The sequence below is a fragment of the Flagellimonas taeanensis genome (assembly GCF_003584105.1).
GTDB lineage: Bacteria > Bacteroidota > Bacteroidia > Flavobacteriales > Flavobacteriaceae > Flagellimonas > Flagellimonas taeanensis.
In genome coordinates this window covers 170,864-184,933 of record NZ_QXFO01000011.1, presented here as the reverse complement: position 1 = coordinate 184,933, position 14,070 = coordinate 170,864, and the positions used below count along the sequence as shown (strand labels likewise).

19 protein-coding genes are annotated in these 14,070 nt (G+C 41.9%); 17 read left to right on the top strand and 2 right to left on the bottom strand.

Features of this window, described 5'->3' with window-relative positions; translation table 11 throughout:
• Window positions 1-181 precede the first annotated feature (181 nt).
• From D2V93_RS05650 to D2V93_RS05640, 3 genes are all read left to right on the top strand, one after another.
• On the top strand, window positions 182-1,933 hold the full coding sequence (locus D2V93_RS05650) for an ABC transporter ATP-binding protein (RefSeq protein ID WP_119618744.1): 1,752 nt from the start codon (window positions 182-184) through the stop codon (window positions 1,931-1,933).
• Window positions 1,934-2,011: 78 nt separating this feature from the next.
• Window positions 2,012-2,383, top strand: coding sequence for a PUR family DNA/RNA-binding protein (locus tag D2V93_RS05645; protein ID WP_072877319.1), 372 nt, complete (start codon window positions 2,012-2,014; stop codon window positions 2,381-2,383).
• Window positions 2,384-2,473: 90 nt separating this feature from the next.
• The gene (locus D2V93_RS05640; RefSeq protein ID WP_119618743.1) at window positions 2,474-3,034 is read left to right on the top strand and encodes a thioredoxin family protein; all 561 of its coding nucleotides are present in this window, start codon (window positions 2,474-2,476) and stop codon (window positions 3,032-3,034) included.
• 28 nt (window positions 3,035-3,062) lie between these two features.
• On the opposite strand, the gene D2V93_RS05635 is transcribed toward D2V93_RS05640, so the two are convergent.
• Window positions 3,063-3,605 (bottom strand): YfiT family bacillithiol transferase, encoded by a 543-nt coding sequence (locus tag D2V93_RS05635; RefSeq protein WP_119618742.1) that lies wholly within the window; start codon window positions 3,603-3,605, stop codon window positions 3,063-3,065.
• 231 nt (window positions 3,606-3,836) lie between these two features.
• On the opposite strand from D2V93_RS05635, the gene D2V93_RS05630 reads away from it, so the two are divergent.
• Window positions 3,837-4,475: a peroxiredoxin gene (locus D2V93_RS05630; protein WP_072877313.1), complete on the top strand. Its 639-nt coding sequence runs from the start codon at window positions 3,837-3,839 to the stop codon at window positions 4,473-4,475.
• 85 nt (window positions 4,476-4,560) lie between these two features.
• Window positions 4,561-4,755, top strand: a complete 195-nt coding sequence (locus tag D2V93_RS05625) for a cold-shock protein (RefSeq protein WP_072877311.1) — start codon at window positions 4,561-4,563, stop codon at window positions 4,753-4,755.
• A 435-nt stretch (window positions 4,756-5,190) separates the two neighbouring features.
• Here D2V93_RS05625 and D2V93_RS05620 read toward each other — a convergent pair whose 3' ends face one another.
• A complete protein-coding gene (locus D2V93_RS05620; protein ID WP_119618741.1) occupies window positions 5,191-6,123 on the bottom strand; it encodes a peptidylprolyl isomerase in 933 nt (310 codons plus the stop codon).
• A 423-nt stretch (window positions 6,124-6,546) separates the two neighbouring features.
• On the opposite strand from D2V93_RS05620, the gene D2V93_RS05615 reads away from it, so the two are divergent.
• The 12 genes from D2V93_RS05615 to D2V93_RS05555 all read left to right on the top strand — a co-directional run bounded on the left by D2V93_RS05615 (window position 6,547) and on the right by D2V93_RS05555 (window position 14,042).
• Window positions 6,547-6,966, top strand: a complete 420-nt coding sequence (locus tag D2V93_RS05615; RefSeq protein ID WP_119618740.1) for a DUF3997 domain-containing protein — start codon at window positions 6,547-6,549, stop codon at window positions 6,964-6,966.
• Between the two features lie 877 nt (window positions 6,967-7,843).
• Window positions 7,844-8,602 (top strand): barstar family protein, encoded by a 759-nt coding sequence (locus D2V93_RS05605; protein ID WP_182849947.1) that lies wholly within the window; start codon window positions 7,844-7,846, stop codon window positions 8,600-8,602.
• Between the two features lie 103 nt (window positions 8,603-8,705).
• Entirely contained in the window at window positions 8,706-9,167 is a 462-nt protein-coding gene (locus tag D2V93_RS05600; RefSeq protein WP_147377370.1) for a hypothetical protein, read from the top strand.
• Between the two features lie 134 nt (window positions 9,168-9,301).
• Window positions 9,302-9,685: a nuclear transport factor 2 family protein gene (locus D2V93_RS05595; protein WP_119618736.1), complete on the top strand. Its 384-nt coding sequence runs from the start codon at window positions 9,302-9,304 to the stop codon at window positions 9,683-9,685.
• Complete coding sequence (locus D2V93_RS05590; RefSeq protein ID WP_119618735.1) at window positions 9,685-10,029, top strand: MmcQ/YjbR family DNA-binding protein; 345 nt, start codon at window positions 9,685-9,687, stop codon at window positions 10,027-10,029. Before D2V93_RS05595 ends, D2V93_RS05590 begins: the two co-directional genes overlap by 1 nt.
• A 242-nt stretch (window positions 10,030-10,271) precedes the next feature.
• Entirely contained in the window at window positions 10,272-10,805 is a 534-nt protein-coding gene (locus tag D2V93_RS05585; protein WP_119618734.1) for a DUF2975 domain-containing protein, read from the top strand.
• A 3-nt stretch (window positions 10,806-10,808) separates the two neighbouring features.
• The gene (locus tag D2V93_RS05580; protein ID WP_119618733.1) at window positions 10,809-11,015 is read left to right on the top strand and encodes a helix-turn-helix domain-containing protein; all 207 of its coding nucleotides are present in this window, start codon (window positions 10,809-10,811) and stop codon (window positions 11,013-11,015) included.
• 130 nt (window positions 11,016-11,145) lie between these two features.
• Window positions 11,146-12,240: a DUF6544 family protein gene (locus D2V93_RS05575; protein ID WP_119618732.1), complete on the top strand. Its 1,095-nt coding sequence runs from the start codon at window positions 11,146-11,148 to the stop codon at window positions 12,238-12,240.
• Window positions 12,241-12,280: 40 nt separating this feature from the next.
• Window positions 12,281-12,706 carry an EthD family reductase gene (locus D2V93_RS05570; RefSeq protein WP_072877293.1) on the top strand — a complete coding sequence of 142 codons (426 nt, stop codon included), beginning with the start codon at window positions 12,281-12,283 and terminating at the stop codon, window positions 12,704-12,706.
• Window positions 12,707-12,910: 204 nt separating this feature from the next.
• A complete protein-coding gene (locus D2V93_RS05565) occupies window positions 12,911-13,237 on the top strand; it encodes a DMT family transporter (RefSeq protein WP_072877291.1) in 327 nt (108 codons plus the stop codon).
• A 19-nt stretch (window positions 13,238-13,256) separates the two neighbouring features.
• Window positions 13,257-13,652: a DUF1801 domain-containing protein gene (locus tag D2V93_RS05560; protein WP_119618731.1), complete on the top strand. Its 396-nt coding sequence runs from the start codon at window positions 13,257-13,259 to the stop codon at window positions 13,650-13,652.
• A 24-nt stretch (window positions 13,653-13,676) separates the two neighbouring features.
• Window positions 13,677-14,042: a DUF2200 domain-containing protein gene (locus D2V93_RS05555; RefSeq protein ID WP_072877287.1), complete on the top strand. Its 366-nt coding sequence runs from the start codon at window positions 13,677-13,679 to the stop codon at window positions 14,040-14,042.
• The last annotated feature ends 28 nt before the right edge of the window (window positions 14,043-14,070 follow it).

Genomic DNA, 14,070 nt, shown 5'->3' with positions numbered 1-14,070 from the left:
CTGTAAAGAACTTTTTAAAGTCGTTGATTGGCTTTCACGCCACAAAAGTAACCTTATATTTTAATCTTACCTACCAAAGTTGCTTTCTTATCAGTTTTATAACATTTTGTTTGTACGCTATACCATATCTTTGCTTGATTGTCTTGAATCATTGACAATCGAAAAACCGCCTTTCCCTCTTATGAAGGAACTGAAACACCTTAACAAATACTTCAAAAAATACTGGTTCAAACTGCTTATCGGGGTGTTGATCACCATTATAGCCCGTATTTTTTCCCTGATCATGCCCTCCTATGTGAACAATTCCATACAGGCGGTCGAAGAGTTTATGGCCGATACCATTTCTCTTTCCGAGGCCAAGGGCATGCTGTTACAATATATCTTGATCATTGTGGGGGCCGCCCTGCTCTCCGCCCTTTTCACTTTTTTGATGCGGCAAACGATCATCAATATATCCCGGTACATCGAATACGACCTGAAGAACGAGGTCTTTGACCATTACCAGTCGCTCAGCCTCAATTTCTACAAAAAAAACAGGATAGGTGACTTGATGAACCGTATCAGTGAGGATATCAACCAAGTGCGTATGTATGCCGGCCCTGCCATCATGTATGGCATCCAGACGCTCACCCTTTTTGCCTGTCTTGTGCCGTTGATGTTCATAAAAGCACCCACGTTGGCAGCCTATACCTTGCTGCCTTTGCCCATATTGTCCGTGCTGATCTACCAAATCAGCAAGGTGATCCACAAGCGCAGCACCAAGGTGCAGGAATTCCTATCCACATTGTCCACCTTCACCCAAGAATCCTTTTCGGGCATTTCGGTGATAAAGGCATACAGTATAGAGCCCCGCATCAATGCAGAGCTTCGGGAACTGGCCACTCAGGGAAAGGCCACCAGCATGTCCCTTGCCAAAGTGAACGCTTGGTTCTTTCCACTGATGATCCTATTGATCGGTATCAGTAATATTTTTGTGGTCTACATTGGCGGAAGGCAATACATCAATGGTGATATAGAGTCCATTGGGGTGATTGCGGAGTTCATCCTCTACGTGAACATGCTCACTTGGCCCGTGGCCATCGTGGGTTGGCTCACTTCCATCATCCAAACAGCCGAGGCCTCACAAAAACGTATCAACGAATTTTTGATGCAAGAGCCTTCCGTCAAGAACGAGGTACTGCAACCTACGGTCATTCATGGCGATATTGAGTTCAAGAACGTGACCTTTACCTACGAGGACACCGACATCACCGCGCTAAAGGGTATTTCCTTCAAGGTAAAGGCAGGACAGACCGTGGCCATTCTGGGCAAGACCGGCTCTGGAAAATCCACTATTTTGGATTTGGTGGCCCGGTTGTACGATGTCACTTCGGGCGAAGTATTGATCGACGGGATCCCCGTACAGAAACACAATCTGAACAGTCTCAGGAACTCCATAGGTGCCGTTCCGCAGGATGCCTTCCTGTTTTCGGACACCATTGAGAACAACATCCGTTTCGGCAATGAAAATGCCACACACGATGAAATCGTGGCCGTTGCCAAAAAAGCGGTCGTGCACAAGAACATTGAAGGATTTGCCAAAAAATACAACACCATCCTCGGGGAACGGGGCATTACCCTGAGCGGGGGACAGAAACAGCGGGTATCCATTGCCAGGGCATTGCTCAAAAACCCACAGATCTATCTGTTCGACGACTGCCTTTCTGCCGTGGACACCGAGACCGAGGAAGAGATCCTGAACAACCTCAAAAAAGTATCGGAGAGCAAGACCACCCTTATTGTGAGCCATCGGGTATCCTCCGCAAAAAATGCCGACAAGATCATTGTCCTGGACAATGGCAAAATAATACAAGAGGGCACCCATCAAGAGCTGAACAACGTGGAAGGCTACTATAAGGAACTCTATCTCAACCAACTTTCGGGCAAAGAATGATAAAAAAGTTGCTGAATTAGCATTTTTTTTACATTTTTGATAGCACAATTCAACATAGTTCTAAATACACTATACCATATGGGCGAGAAAGATATAATGGATCAGGAAGAGATTTATTCAAAAGTTTTAAGGGCTGGAAGAAGAACCTACTTTTTTGACGTAAGGAGCACCAAGGCAGGTGATTACTACTTGACCATCACCGAAAGCAAAAAATTCACGCATGATGATGGCTCCTTTCATTACAAAAAACACAAGATCTATCTATACAAGGAGGACTTTACTGCCTTCAAAGAGATCATGGATGAAATGATGGATTACATCATCGATGAAAAAGGCCAAGAAGTGATTTCCGAACGTCATCAGAAGGATTTCAAGAAAGAAGAAGAGACCAGTGTTGGTGAGAACGGAATTGCAGAAAACTTTACCGATGTTGATTTTGACGACATCTAGAGGATTTACCCGTAATAAATCAGAAAACGGCCTGCCATTCCACAGGCCGTTTTTTATTTTTATACCACAGAACCACAAAAAGTAGCACCTATGGCGAGGACACCCAGTAATATGCTCCCTTTGGGGACAAAGGCCCCTGACTTTGAACTTTGGGACACTGTCTCAGAGAAGACCATATCCCTAAAAAACTGTAGTGGGGACAAGGGCACAGTGATCATGTTTATCTGTAACCATTGCCCCTTTGTCATCCATGTAAACCCTAAGATCACGGAACTCGCCCGGGAATATCAGGCCAAAGGAATCAGGTTTGTGGCCATTTCGAGCAATGATGTGGACAACTATCCCCAAGATGCACCACATCTGATGAAGGAGAAAGCAAAAGAAGAGGGATATCCCTTTCCTTACCTGTACGATGAGACCCAGGAAGTGGCAAGGGCCTACGATGCGGCCTGTACCCCCGACCTTTATCTCTTCGATCCCGACCTGAAATTGGTGTATCGTGGGCAATTGGACGATTCAAGGCCCGGAAATGGCATTCCGTTGAGCGGAAATGACCTTAAAGTGGCCATGGACGCACTTTTGGCCGGAAAAGCCATCTCATCCGAGCAAAAACCCAGTCTGGGTTGCAACATCAAATGGAAGCAAGCATAGCTTGGCTGGGTTCCCGTGATGGCACTGCCTACCAGCCTTCCCGCTCTACCAAGTTGGCTATATGGGCGTAATGGTGGTTGCTATGCCAGGCATATCGGCCTATGTTCACTTCCAATGTGGACTCCACATTCCCATCGGGATGGGTGAACTTCCGTTGCAGGTCGTCCACAGAAAGTCCTTTCAATAGATACACCAATTTGGCATGCACCGCCCTTAGATGGTCCAAAGACATTTGTATGGGTGCCGTCCTGGAATCGAAAAGGTCCGCCCAAGCTTTTTCGTCATAGGGCTTTATGACAGGATTATTTTCGGTAAGCGCCCACTTGAACCGTATGTAACTGTTGTGGTGGCTATCGGATATGTGGTGCACCAATTGTCTCACGGTCCATCCACCAGGTCGGTACGGAGTTTCCAATTGACCATCGGAAAGCGGCGTGACCAAATCCTGTAAACGCTGGGGCAAATACTCCAGGACAGTGATCCATTCTTCCAATTGTACCTTCGTGATGACAGAAGGGGCCTCAAACTTCCCGATTGGGTAACGGAGTTGTTCCAGTTGATTGTTTTCCATAATTTAAAAATAACAAAAGATATGTCGCTAAAAGAAGCTGGACATTTCCAAAAAGACGTAAAAATTCAAGCTCTCGATACAGTTTTTTAAAAAATCACTCGAACTGACATATTTCAATCAAAATGCACAACAGGTAATTTTAATACACTTTTAACTGAAATAAAGTGTCGCCATTGATTTATCTACTAAATTTGTAGGGTATTCGTTTATCAACTTTAAAACAAGATATATATGGCAACTCTACGATTGGGCGATACCGCCCCCGATTTTACTGCGGAGACCTCTGAAGGAACCCTGAATTTTTATGAATATCTAGGTGATGGGTGGGGCATTTTGTTCTCACACCCTGCTGATTTCACTCCAGTTTGCACCACCGAACTGGGCACTGCGGCCAAGTTCAAGGATGAGTTTGACAAAAGGAACGTGAAGATGATGGCCCTCAGCGTAGATGGTGTCGCCTCCCACAAGGAATGGATCAAGGACATCAACGAGACACAGCACACGACCGTGAATTTCCCCATTATAGCTGATGAGGACAGAAAGGTTTCCGACCTATACGATATGATCCACCCCAATGCCAACGATACCTTTACCGTACGCTCGGTGTTCATCATCGGTCCGGACAAGAAGGTAAAATTGACACTGACCTACCCTGCATCGACCGGGCGTAATTTTTATGAACTGCTCAGGGTGGTGGATTCCCTACAGCTGACCGCAAATCACAAAGTGGCCACTCCCGCCAATTGGGAACATGGGCAAAAGGTGGTGGTGAGCCCATCGATACCCACCGAAGAGGCTAAAGGAATATTCACCAAAGGTGTGGAGGAAGTGAAGCCCTATCTACGCCTGACCCCGGACCCAACTGCATAATTTTTTAAGAATTTCTTGCAAAAAACCTAATTATCAATAAATTAAGCGTATCTTTGCTGCTCATTTAATTTTTTTAACATTTATTATGAGTAAAGGAACAGTAAAATTCTTCAACGATTCTAAAGGCTACGGCTTTATCACTGAAGAAGGTTCAAACGCAGATCACTTTGTACACGTTTCAGGTTTAATCGATGAAATCAGAGAAGGTGACGCTGTAGAATTCGAACTACAGCAAGGTAAAAAAGGATTGAACGCCGTTAACGTACAAGTTATAGATTAAGGTACCAGCACACTTTTTTATACATCAGGCCCGGGCAAACGCCCGGGTCTTTTATTTTTCTTCCCCTTTTTACGCAACCATTCCATTTTTCCCTATCTAAAGGTTGAGATTGACATAGTTCCCCACAACCTTTAAACCCATGAATGCATGAACACTTTTTTTGGAGTACTGTCTTTTCTTTTGGTCGTTAACGCACTTTTGTTAGTGTTGAGCGTTAACGGATCTAAAAAATGATTTTAAAGGTATTGGGCAATAGGTAGGGTATTTTCCCGTTCAATTGTTATGCAGTAAACACCATAACCATGAATACCTTTTTTAGCATTTTGCTTCTTTTGCTCGCCTTTAACCTTTGTCTGCTTTTGGTAAGCGTGAACCGTACCAAATAAAAAAGCTCCCTTTTCGGAAGCTTTTTTATTGTTTTCAGTAGCGCAACGCTTACTTCACGGCCATCAATTCCACATCAAAGATAAGGGTGGCATCCGGGGGAATCACCCCGCCGGCACCGGCACTACCGTAGGCCAAATGTGATGGGATCACAAAACGCCCCTTGTCCCCTACGCTCAATAAAGCAATACCTTCTTCCCAACCTGCTATCACTTGTCCAATGCCCAAGGTAAAGTCGATGGGTTGTTTTCTTTTGTAGGAGGAATCAAAGATCTGTCCGTTTGAGAGACTGCCCTCATAATGTACGGATACGATTTTTCCATTTTCGGCCTTGGGTCCATTTCCCTTTTGGACAATCTTGTACCTGAGTCCGCTCGGGGTCTTTTCAAAACCAGCGGCCAATTTTTCCATTTCGGCCTCTGCCCTGGCCTTGGCCTCGGCGATGCGTCTTTCCCTGGCACCCTCGAATACCCTAAAGGCCTCGATGGCATTCCAGTTCTGGGCCTCGTCGCCCACTCGCACAATTTCCAGACTTTCTATTTCGTCCCCTTGGGCGATGGCATCCACCACTTCCTGTCCATGTTCCACAAAACCGAACACGGTGTGCTTGTTGTCCAACCAAGGCGTCGGGCCGTGGGTAATGAAGAACTGGCTCCCGTTGGTGCCCGGTCCTGCATTGGCCATGGAGAGTACGCCCGGTCCATTGTGTGTGAGTTCGGGATGGAACTCGTCATCAAATTTATAACCGGGATCGCCCGTACCTGTACCCAACGGGCATCCACCCTGTATCATAAAATCGGCTATGACGCGGTGGAACTTCAGTCCGTCATAATACGGCTTGCCTTGGGGCCTTGCCGCATTTTCCATATCGCCCTCGGCGAGTGCAACAAAGTTGCCGACCGTTCCCGGCGTCTTGTCGTGGGTGAGTTTCACCAATATTTCCCCTTTAGGGGTATTGAACTTTGCATAGATTCCGTCTTGCATTTCTTTCGAATTAGATGATTAATCAATTTCAGTGCCCGGAGTTTTTCCAAGGCTGCAAAGATACAGGTTTATGGCCAAGGGAAAAAGAGCCGAAACGAGGGTAAAAAGATCAAGATGTGGTGGATCATATAACCGAAAACCTTGGCTGCCATACCAATCAAAACTGGCATTACACCTTTTCAGGTGCTTCCTCTAGTTTTTCTGGATGTAAATGGAAGGTATGGGAACTGTATTGTTTGAGCTCCATTATGGTCTTTAATCTGTGTAAATGTTCCATGGAAGAATATGAGTTGGTAGAAAATAACTTGGTTTATTTGGATTATGACAATTTACGTCAAAAAGTATATAATAACTTTGTTATAATTATCTTATACATCAAAAAAACGATTGTTTTGGTTAAACAACCGTTGGGCACAATTTTGGATGAAAAAAAGAATTGAAAACATATTGACATTTCTGATTTTAGTTATTTCACTTAATTCTTGCTGTATTGGAGCGAAAGAAGATTATTTGGGAAATAACATCTACCTATCCGAATATGATAATGTTGACCGAAGAATTCTTTATCAAACAGAAAGTTGCACCACTTCTGGAATTGAAATAATTCCAATGACAGTTTTAGAAATTGCACATAATAATAAATGGATAATTGCAAAAACAGGTAACGGTAGAAAACGAACAGAAAGCAAGTATTTTAAATATTGGGTAATAAACAATGATTATGAAAATTTACCTGATTCAGAAACCGTAAAAAGCAATACGACTGAATTTGATAATCGACAAGACTTTGAGAAGTTTCAGGCTATAAATAAAATTGGTTTGACACTGAGAAAAATTGACTGAAATATAAAAACAGTGCCTAACAATTTGTACATGGCAGGCGGAGGTTTTAGCGATCTGACAAGTCAGACCTTGCGTCCACTTTCCTGTGGGTCTGACAGGATTTCTCTTCGAAATCCCGCCCGACCACATACAAGTGAGTGACCGTTGGCAATAATTTGAGAAAAACGAAATGATTAAAAATATGGATAACAATTTGACATTTGGATTGACCGACTCAGAAATATCCCTTTTATCATCAGTTGGACAAATAATAATCTCACTTGTTGCTTTATTTCTGACAATAATCAACTTGAAAATATTGCGTAGACTGAATATTGTAGACTCTATGCGCAGAGTGAATGACAAGTTTTCGGAATTGAATAATCTTGAAATCGGAAATGAACAATTGATAAAGCTAAATCCACTAAATTATTCGGACTCTGACTCATTATCAAAAAGCGAAATCAAAAAAATAAAAGAAAATAATCTCATTTTTAATTATCTGAATATTCTTGAGTCAGTCTTTCTGGAAATGAAATACAAGACTCTAAAAAAACAACACGCACTGAAAATAATGGACTCTTTCGTCCCAGATTTAATTGAAAACAAACGGGCGAAAAAATTACTAATGGATTCTGGTTACGATTCTGAATTCGTTGAATTTTGTTTGACTTATAAAAAATAAAAAAACACTATTGCCAACAATGGCTATAATTCATTGTGGCTTTGTGCCACATCAAAGTAAAAGTATAAATCAAACGGCCAGATTTCGTTGCGGATAAATCTGGCAGGATTTGTCCGCAACGAAATCATAGCCCAACCGTTGCCAGCAATTTGAATGACAAGCATAAATCCAAATAGAATCAAATTTTATCAATTCTTAAATGATGACCTTTCATTGGAATCATTTGAAAAGTGGATTTATGAAAATAAGGAACTCGAAAACACAATTCCAGAAGACCATTACAACGACCTGTTAGCGTTCAATTTCAATAGTCGAGAAGTAAAAAACTACATTAAATCAGTTGTCAAAAAGCATTTCGACTGGAGCGAATACGAAAAGTGGAGAACAGTAGAATTATTAAAGAAAATACAATCTGGTAAAGTTGAGATTGTTTTGGCTACAAGAAAATTAAGACAATTATATCTTGAACAAGAAGTGGAAATTAAAAGACCATTTCTTTCAATTGGACTTGCAATAGGTTATGAAAGTGAACTCGACAATTGCCCAATAGAATCGGAATACAATCAATGGAATTCGGATGCCTTGAAAAAGCAACTTGAACCCATAGAATGGTATCGAAAACAGATTTTAGAAGACGTTGACTCTGAACTTAAAGAATTACTAAACCCCGAAATAAAAACGATTGACCTTGGACATATTGTTAATATCAAACACCTGCACGACACTTTTGCCGAACGACTTTATTTCCCTGAATTTTATGGAAATAATTGGGACGCATTTTGGGACTCAATAACTGGAATTGTAGAAATGCCAAAAGTATTGACATTGACTAATTGGGATAAATTTGAAAACACGTTTGAAAAAGAATCAAAAATATTGAAAGAAATAATAGCGGATTACAACAATCAAAACGCTGAAAAAAGAATAAAAACTGTGGGCAACAATGGCTATAAACAATTGGGGCTTAAGTGATAAAACGAAAGTATAAACATAAAACAAAGGTCAGTGCTAAACCGAAAAGTTAGGGCGTAAAATCCCCAACTGTTCATAACCGAGACCGTTGTAACCAATTTAAGTGAACGAACTAAAATTCATAAAAAGAACTTTAAAAGAAGACAAAAATAGGAACGCTGAATCGCGAGACTTTTTTGACTTAATAGTGGACGGAAAATCTTTATTTGACCAATTTGTAGATGCGGAATCTGATTTGGCATCAAGTTTCGGATTTTATGATGATTCGAATCTGAATATTCAAATAGTGGACGAATTCCTGAAAATCCAAAAATCGGAATTGGAATCTGAACGAACTATGTTGTTTGTTTGCAGAGAATGTGGAGATATTGGTTGTGGAGCAATCACTGTCGAAATTGAAAAAAAAGAAAATTCCTATATCTGGAAAAATTTTGCTTGGGATAATGGATATGAGGAGATTTTAAAAAATGACTTTATTGATTTCCAAAAATTGGAATTTAATAAAACGGAGTATGAATCGGAATTAAACACTCTGAAAAAAAACTGGTTACAACACCGTGTATAGCTCATTGCGGCTGAATTCCTAATCGGAATTCATTCCAATTTGCCATCTTTCGGATACGGCGGAAAATCATAGCTGATTTCCCGCAACGAGCCATACACAAGACCGTTAGCGGGCATTTAAACAAACCGCGAAATATGACAGATAAGGAACTGAAGGAATACTTTTCCCGTATAGAGGAAAACTTTAATCTAGCTGTGATATCCAATAATGTGGACAAGATTAAAAAATGTATCACCGAAGATTGGGTGCTTGTTGACAGTCAAGGCGGAATAATACTTCAGGAACGGTTTTTCCAGATTGTTGAAAAGGGACTGCTTTCCCATTCCACTATGACCAAAGAAATTTTAAGGGTAAAAATCTATGGGGAAATTGCACTTGTAACCGGACGTGGAAAAAATACTGCGACTTGGCAAGGACAAAATATCGAAGCGGATGAATGGGTAACGGACGTTTATAAAAAAGAAAACGAAAAATGGCTGTGTGTCTTGACCCATTTAACACCTGTAAAAAATAGCTAATGGCGACCTTTGGAACATTGGAAAAAACAATACTTAACTTTCCGGAAGTTACGGTCGAACCCCATTTTGAAAAAATATCCTTTCGGATAAAAAAGAAAATATTTGCAACGTTTGATGAGAAAAATAGCAAAGTAACGGTCAAATTAACGGAAATCGACCAAGATAATTTTTCATCATTAAGTTCCAGCATTTACCCAGTTGACAACAAATGGGGAAAACAAGGTTGGACATTTATAGAGTTGAGTGAAGTAAATCAGGATTTACTGACCAAAACATTGACTTCAGCATATTGTGAAGTTGCACCAAAAAAACTGTCGGAACAGATAAGAAATGAGGAAAAATAAAAACGAACTGCCAACATTGGCTATAAGTAATGGCTTGGTTCTAGCCTACCCTCCGACAGGCTCAGGGCATCGCTTCTGAAAATCCTCGCAACTAATCATACACTAACCGTTGCCATTAATTTGAATGAAACCAACAGATCAGGACTGCTCTTTCTTTTTATCATTAAAAATTTAATATTTATCGTTTATCAATAAATATTTATCTATATTTGTTTCCGTCAAACAAATAACCATTTCAACATATGAAAACAAAAAACTTGGTGTTCAAAGGGATGAAAATCATTTCTTGGATTATTTTTATTGGCTTGTGCGTAGAAGCCGGAGCTTTGGTCGTGAACTTTGTCTTCAGCCTGTTCAAGCCGGAAGCTATCCAGAATCTCTATCAAAAGTTGGACATGAGCGATGTCTACCAAAGCAGCAAACTCACTTTTGTTGGGATGTATGGGTTTATCTTGGCCATCGCAATATTGAAGGCCGTGATGTTCTATATAGTGATTGTGCTGGCCACTAAAATTGACCTATCGAAACCGTTCAACCATTTTGTTTCCAAACAGATCTATAAGATCTGTTACTACACATTCTCCATCGGGCTGTTGAGCTTCATTGCACAGCGTGCCACCAAACTACTGGAGCATGATGGTTTCGCCATGGACAGGTTGAACCAATTTTGGCCCGATAGTGAGGCATTCATCCTGATGGCCGCCGTGATCTATATCATCGCCATTATTTTTGAAAAAGGAGTGGAATATCAAGAGGAACTGGAAGAAACCGTATAGACCATGGCAATTATCGTAAACCTTGACGTAATGATGGCGAAACGCAAAATATCACTCAACGAGCTCTCCGAAGCCGTGGACATCACCCTGGCCAACCTCTCCAAGCTCAAAACAGGCAAGGTGAAGGCCATCCGGTTCAGTACCCTCGAGGCCATCTGTGAAGCCTTGGACTGCCAACCCGGGGACTTGTTGGAGTTTTCCAAAGACTAAAGCCTGAATAGGTTGACAATCCATAAGTTACTTCGGATTTTTCTGGTCGAAAATGCACCGCAATCGAAAAAAGTGAATGCTTTTTGACTAAATTCATGCCACATGAAGTCCAACAGAAGCATCAAAAGAAATGCGGACAGCTTTCACCATATTGATCCTGCTACATGGAGCCATACACCTTTTGGGATTCTTTAAGGCTTTTGGGATATTGGAATTTGAGGGAATCCACCAATCTGTCTCCAAAACCTCGGGAATGTTATGGTTGCTGGCATTTCTTCTTTTTGTACTGACTGTTATCTTATTGAATGTCCATTCCGCTTATTGGTGGTCAATCGGTTTTTTGGCCGTGGCCCTATCACAGGTCTTGGTTTTCAACCATTGGTCCGATGCCAAATGGGGCACTATCGCAAACCTTATCATCCTTAGTTCTGCATTGATTGCCTATTCAACATTCAGTTTTAAGGAAAAGGTAGTCCAAGAAAGAACGGAATTGCTCAAAAATTCCCGAACCATTGGACGGAAAGCCATTACGGAAGAAGAGATTTCCCACTTACCGGAAGTTGTCCAAAAATGGCTCACCACCATTGGCACCTTGGGCAAGGAGCCTATCTCTAATGTACACTTGATCCAAGAGTTACAGCTACGGACAAGTCCTGACCAAGAAAATTGGAGCACTGGAAAAGCGGAACAATATTTTACGGTCGATCCCCCTGCATTCAATTGGGACATCGATGCCAAAATAAATTTCTTGCCCGTGGTCGGCAGAGATCAATTGGTGGACGGCCATGGAGAAATGACCATAAAGCTGTTGGGGCTCATTCCCATGGCAAATGCCGAAAACAGTGAAAAAATCGATAAAGCCACCTTACAACGCTATTTGGCGGAAATCGTTTGGTTCCCCACCGCTGCTTTGGGCAACCATATCCGTTGGAAACAGTTGGACGGCCAAAGTGCGGAAGCAACCCTGAACGTCAATGGCATGGAAGGTTCCGGGGTTTTCCATTTCGATGAGACCGGAATATTTCAAAAATTTACAGCCTATCGATACAAGGATACCAAGGACAAAACACCAAGGTTATGGACGGTTTCGGCCATAAGAACAGAGGAAAGAAATGGGATACAAATCCCTGTAGAACTGGATGCGGATTGGGAATTGGACGAAGGCAAATGGACATGGTTGAAACTCAAAATTGAACGCATAGAATACAATATAGATGTCCCGTAATTGGAGACTGAACAAATACAATAACTAAAATCAATTCAAAATGACGAACACCATCAAATTTTTCTTGCCCTTTCTTGCCCTGATAGCCCTAATCGGTTGCAAAACGGCCCAACTTGAAAGTCCACACCTCCAGAACGGAATGTTCAAAGTGACCATACTGTACCCAAATGGCGAAGGTTCCACTTTTGACATGGACTATTATGAAACGAAACATATGCCCATGGTGGCCGGTTTTTTGGGTGAAAACTTAAAGTTCTACGAAATCGATAAGGGCATTTCCGGCAGAACACCCAGTGACAAGCCCCCCTTTGCAGCCGTGGGCTACTTCTACATCAAGAACATTGAGGAATACGGAAAGGCCATTTCTGAGCACAGGGATGCCGTGATCAATGACTTTAAAAACTATACCAACATCCAGCCCGTGGTACAGATAAGCGAGATCAAGCAGGTGGTATACAACAACTAAAATTGAATACAGGAATAAGCCAAATAGATAAAAGAAACGGAACATATCACCAAAATTACTTTCCGTGAAAAACTCGGTTGGGAAAGTTCGCCCGCACCCATTTCAAAGAAGAAAGATTTTGGAGCAGCCAATAGGCATATATCTTATATTTTTATAAGATTTGAGAATAAATTGCTTTGTACCAATAATGGAAAAAACCTATAAATGAACTGGATACTATTGACCATTGCAGGATTGTTTGAAGTTGCCTTTGCTTTTTGTTTGGGCAAAGCAAAAGAAACCACAGGGCATGAAATGTATGCATGGTATGCGGGGTTTCTGGTGACCCTCTGCCTCAGCATGGCACTGCTGATCAAAGCGACCCAAACCCTTCCCATTGGCACAGCATATGCCGTATGGACAGGAATCGGGGCCGTGGGAACAGTGCTTGTTGGGATTTTGGTGTTCAAGGAACCGACCACCTTTTTGAGACTCTTTTTTTTGACTACCTTGATTGCGTCAATAGTGGGCCTGAAGGTAGTGTCCCATTGAACCGATAACTTTTGCACCTATGACAAATCCGGAAATCCAAGCATACAATGATGGGCAAGAAACTGTGGACAGGGAAATCTGCAATGTCCTTGCCATCACGATCTATAACGGATTGCCAGATTCCGAAAGCAAAATATGGCACGGACACCCCGTCTGGTTCTTGGACGAAAACCCCATAGTGGGCTATAGCAAACAAAAAAAGGGACTACGCCTGATGTTCTGGAGCGGTGCCAGTTTTGAAGAAGAAAAACTCGACATCAGAGGGGGAAAATTCAAGGATGCTTCCATTTTCTATACCTCCGTCGAAGAGATCTATGCAGAAGATATTGCCCGTTGGCTGGAAAAATCAAAAGAGATACAGTGGGACTACAAGAACATCGTGAAAAGAAAAGGCCGCTTGGAAAGATTGAAATAACGGACCAAATATCATATTGAGAAGATGAAGACAACCCCCGAACATGACCAACGCATTGCGAAAATGACATTTTCCTCGGTCTATCCGCACTATGTCACCAAAGTGGAGAAAAAGGACCGAACAAGGGAGGAACTGCACCAGGTGATCGAATGGTTGACCGGTTTTGATGACAATAAGCTCCAAGATCTTATCAATAGGAAGGTTACTTTTGAAACATTCTTTCAAGAAGCAACACTGAACCCGAATGCCCACCTCATCACAGGAACCATCTGCGGCTATCGGATAGAGGAAATCGAAAATCCGCTGACCCAACAAGTGAGGTATTTGGACAAATTGGTGGACGAATTGGCCAAGGGCCGCAAAATGGAAAAGATCCTTCGAAGTGCTTAAACCACTTTGACATTATCACCCTTTTTCA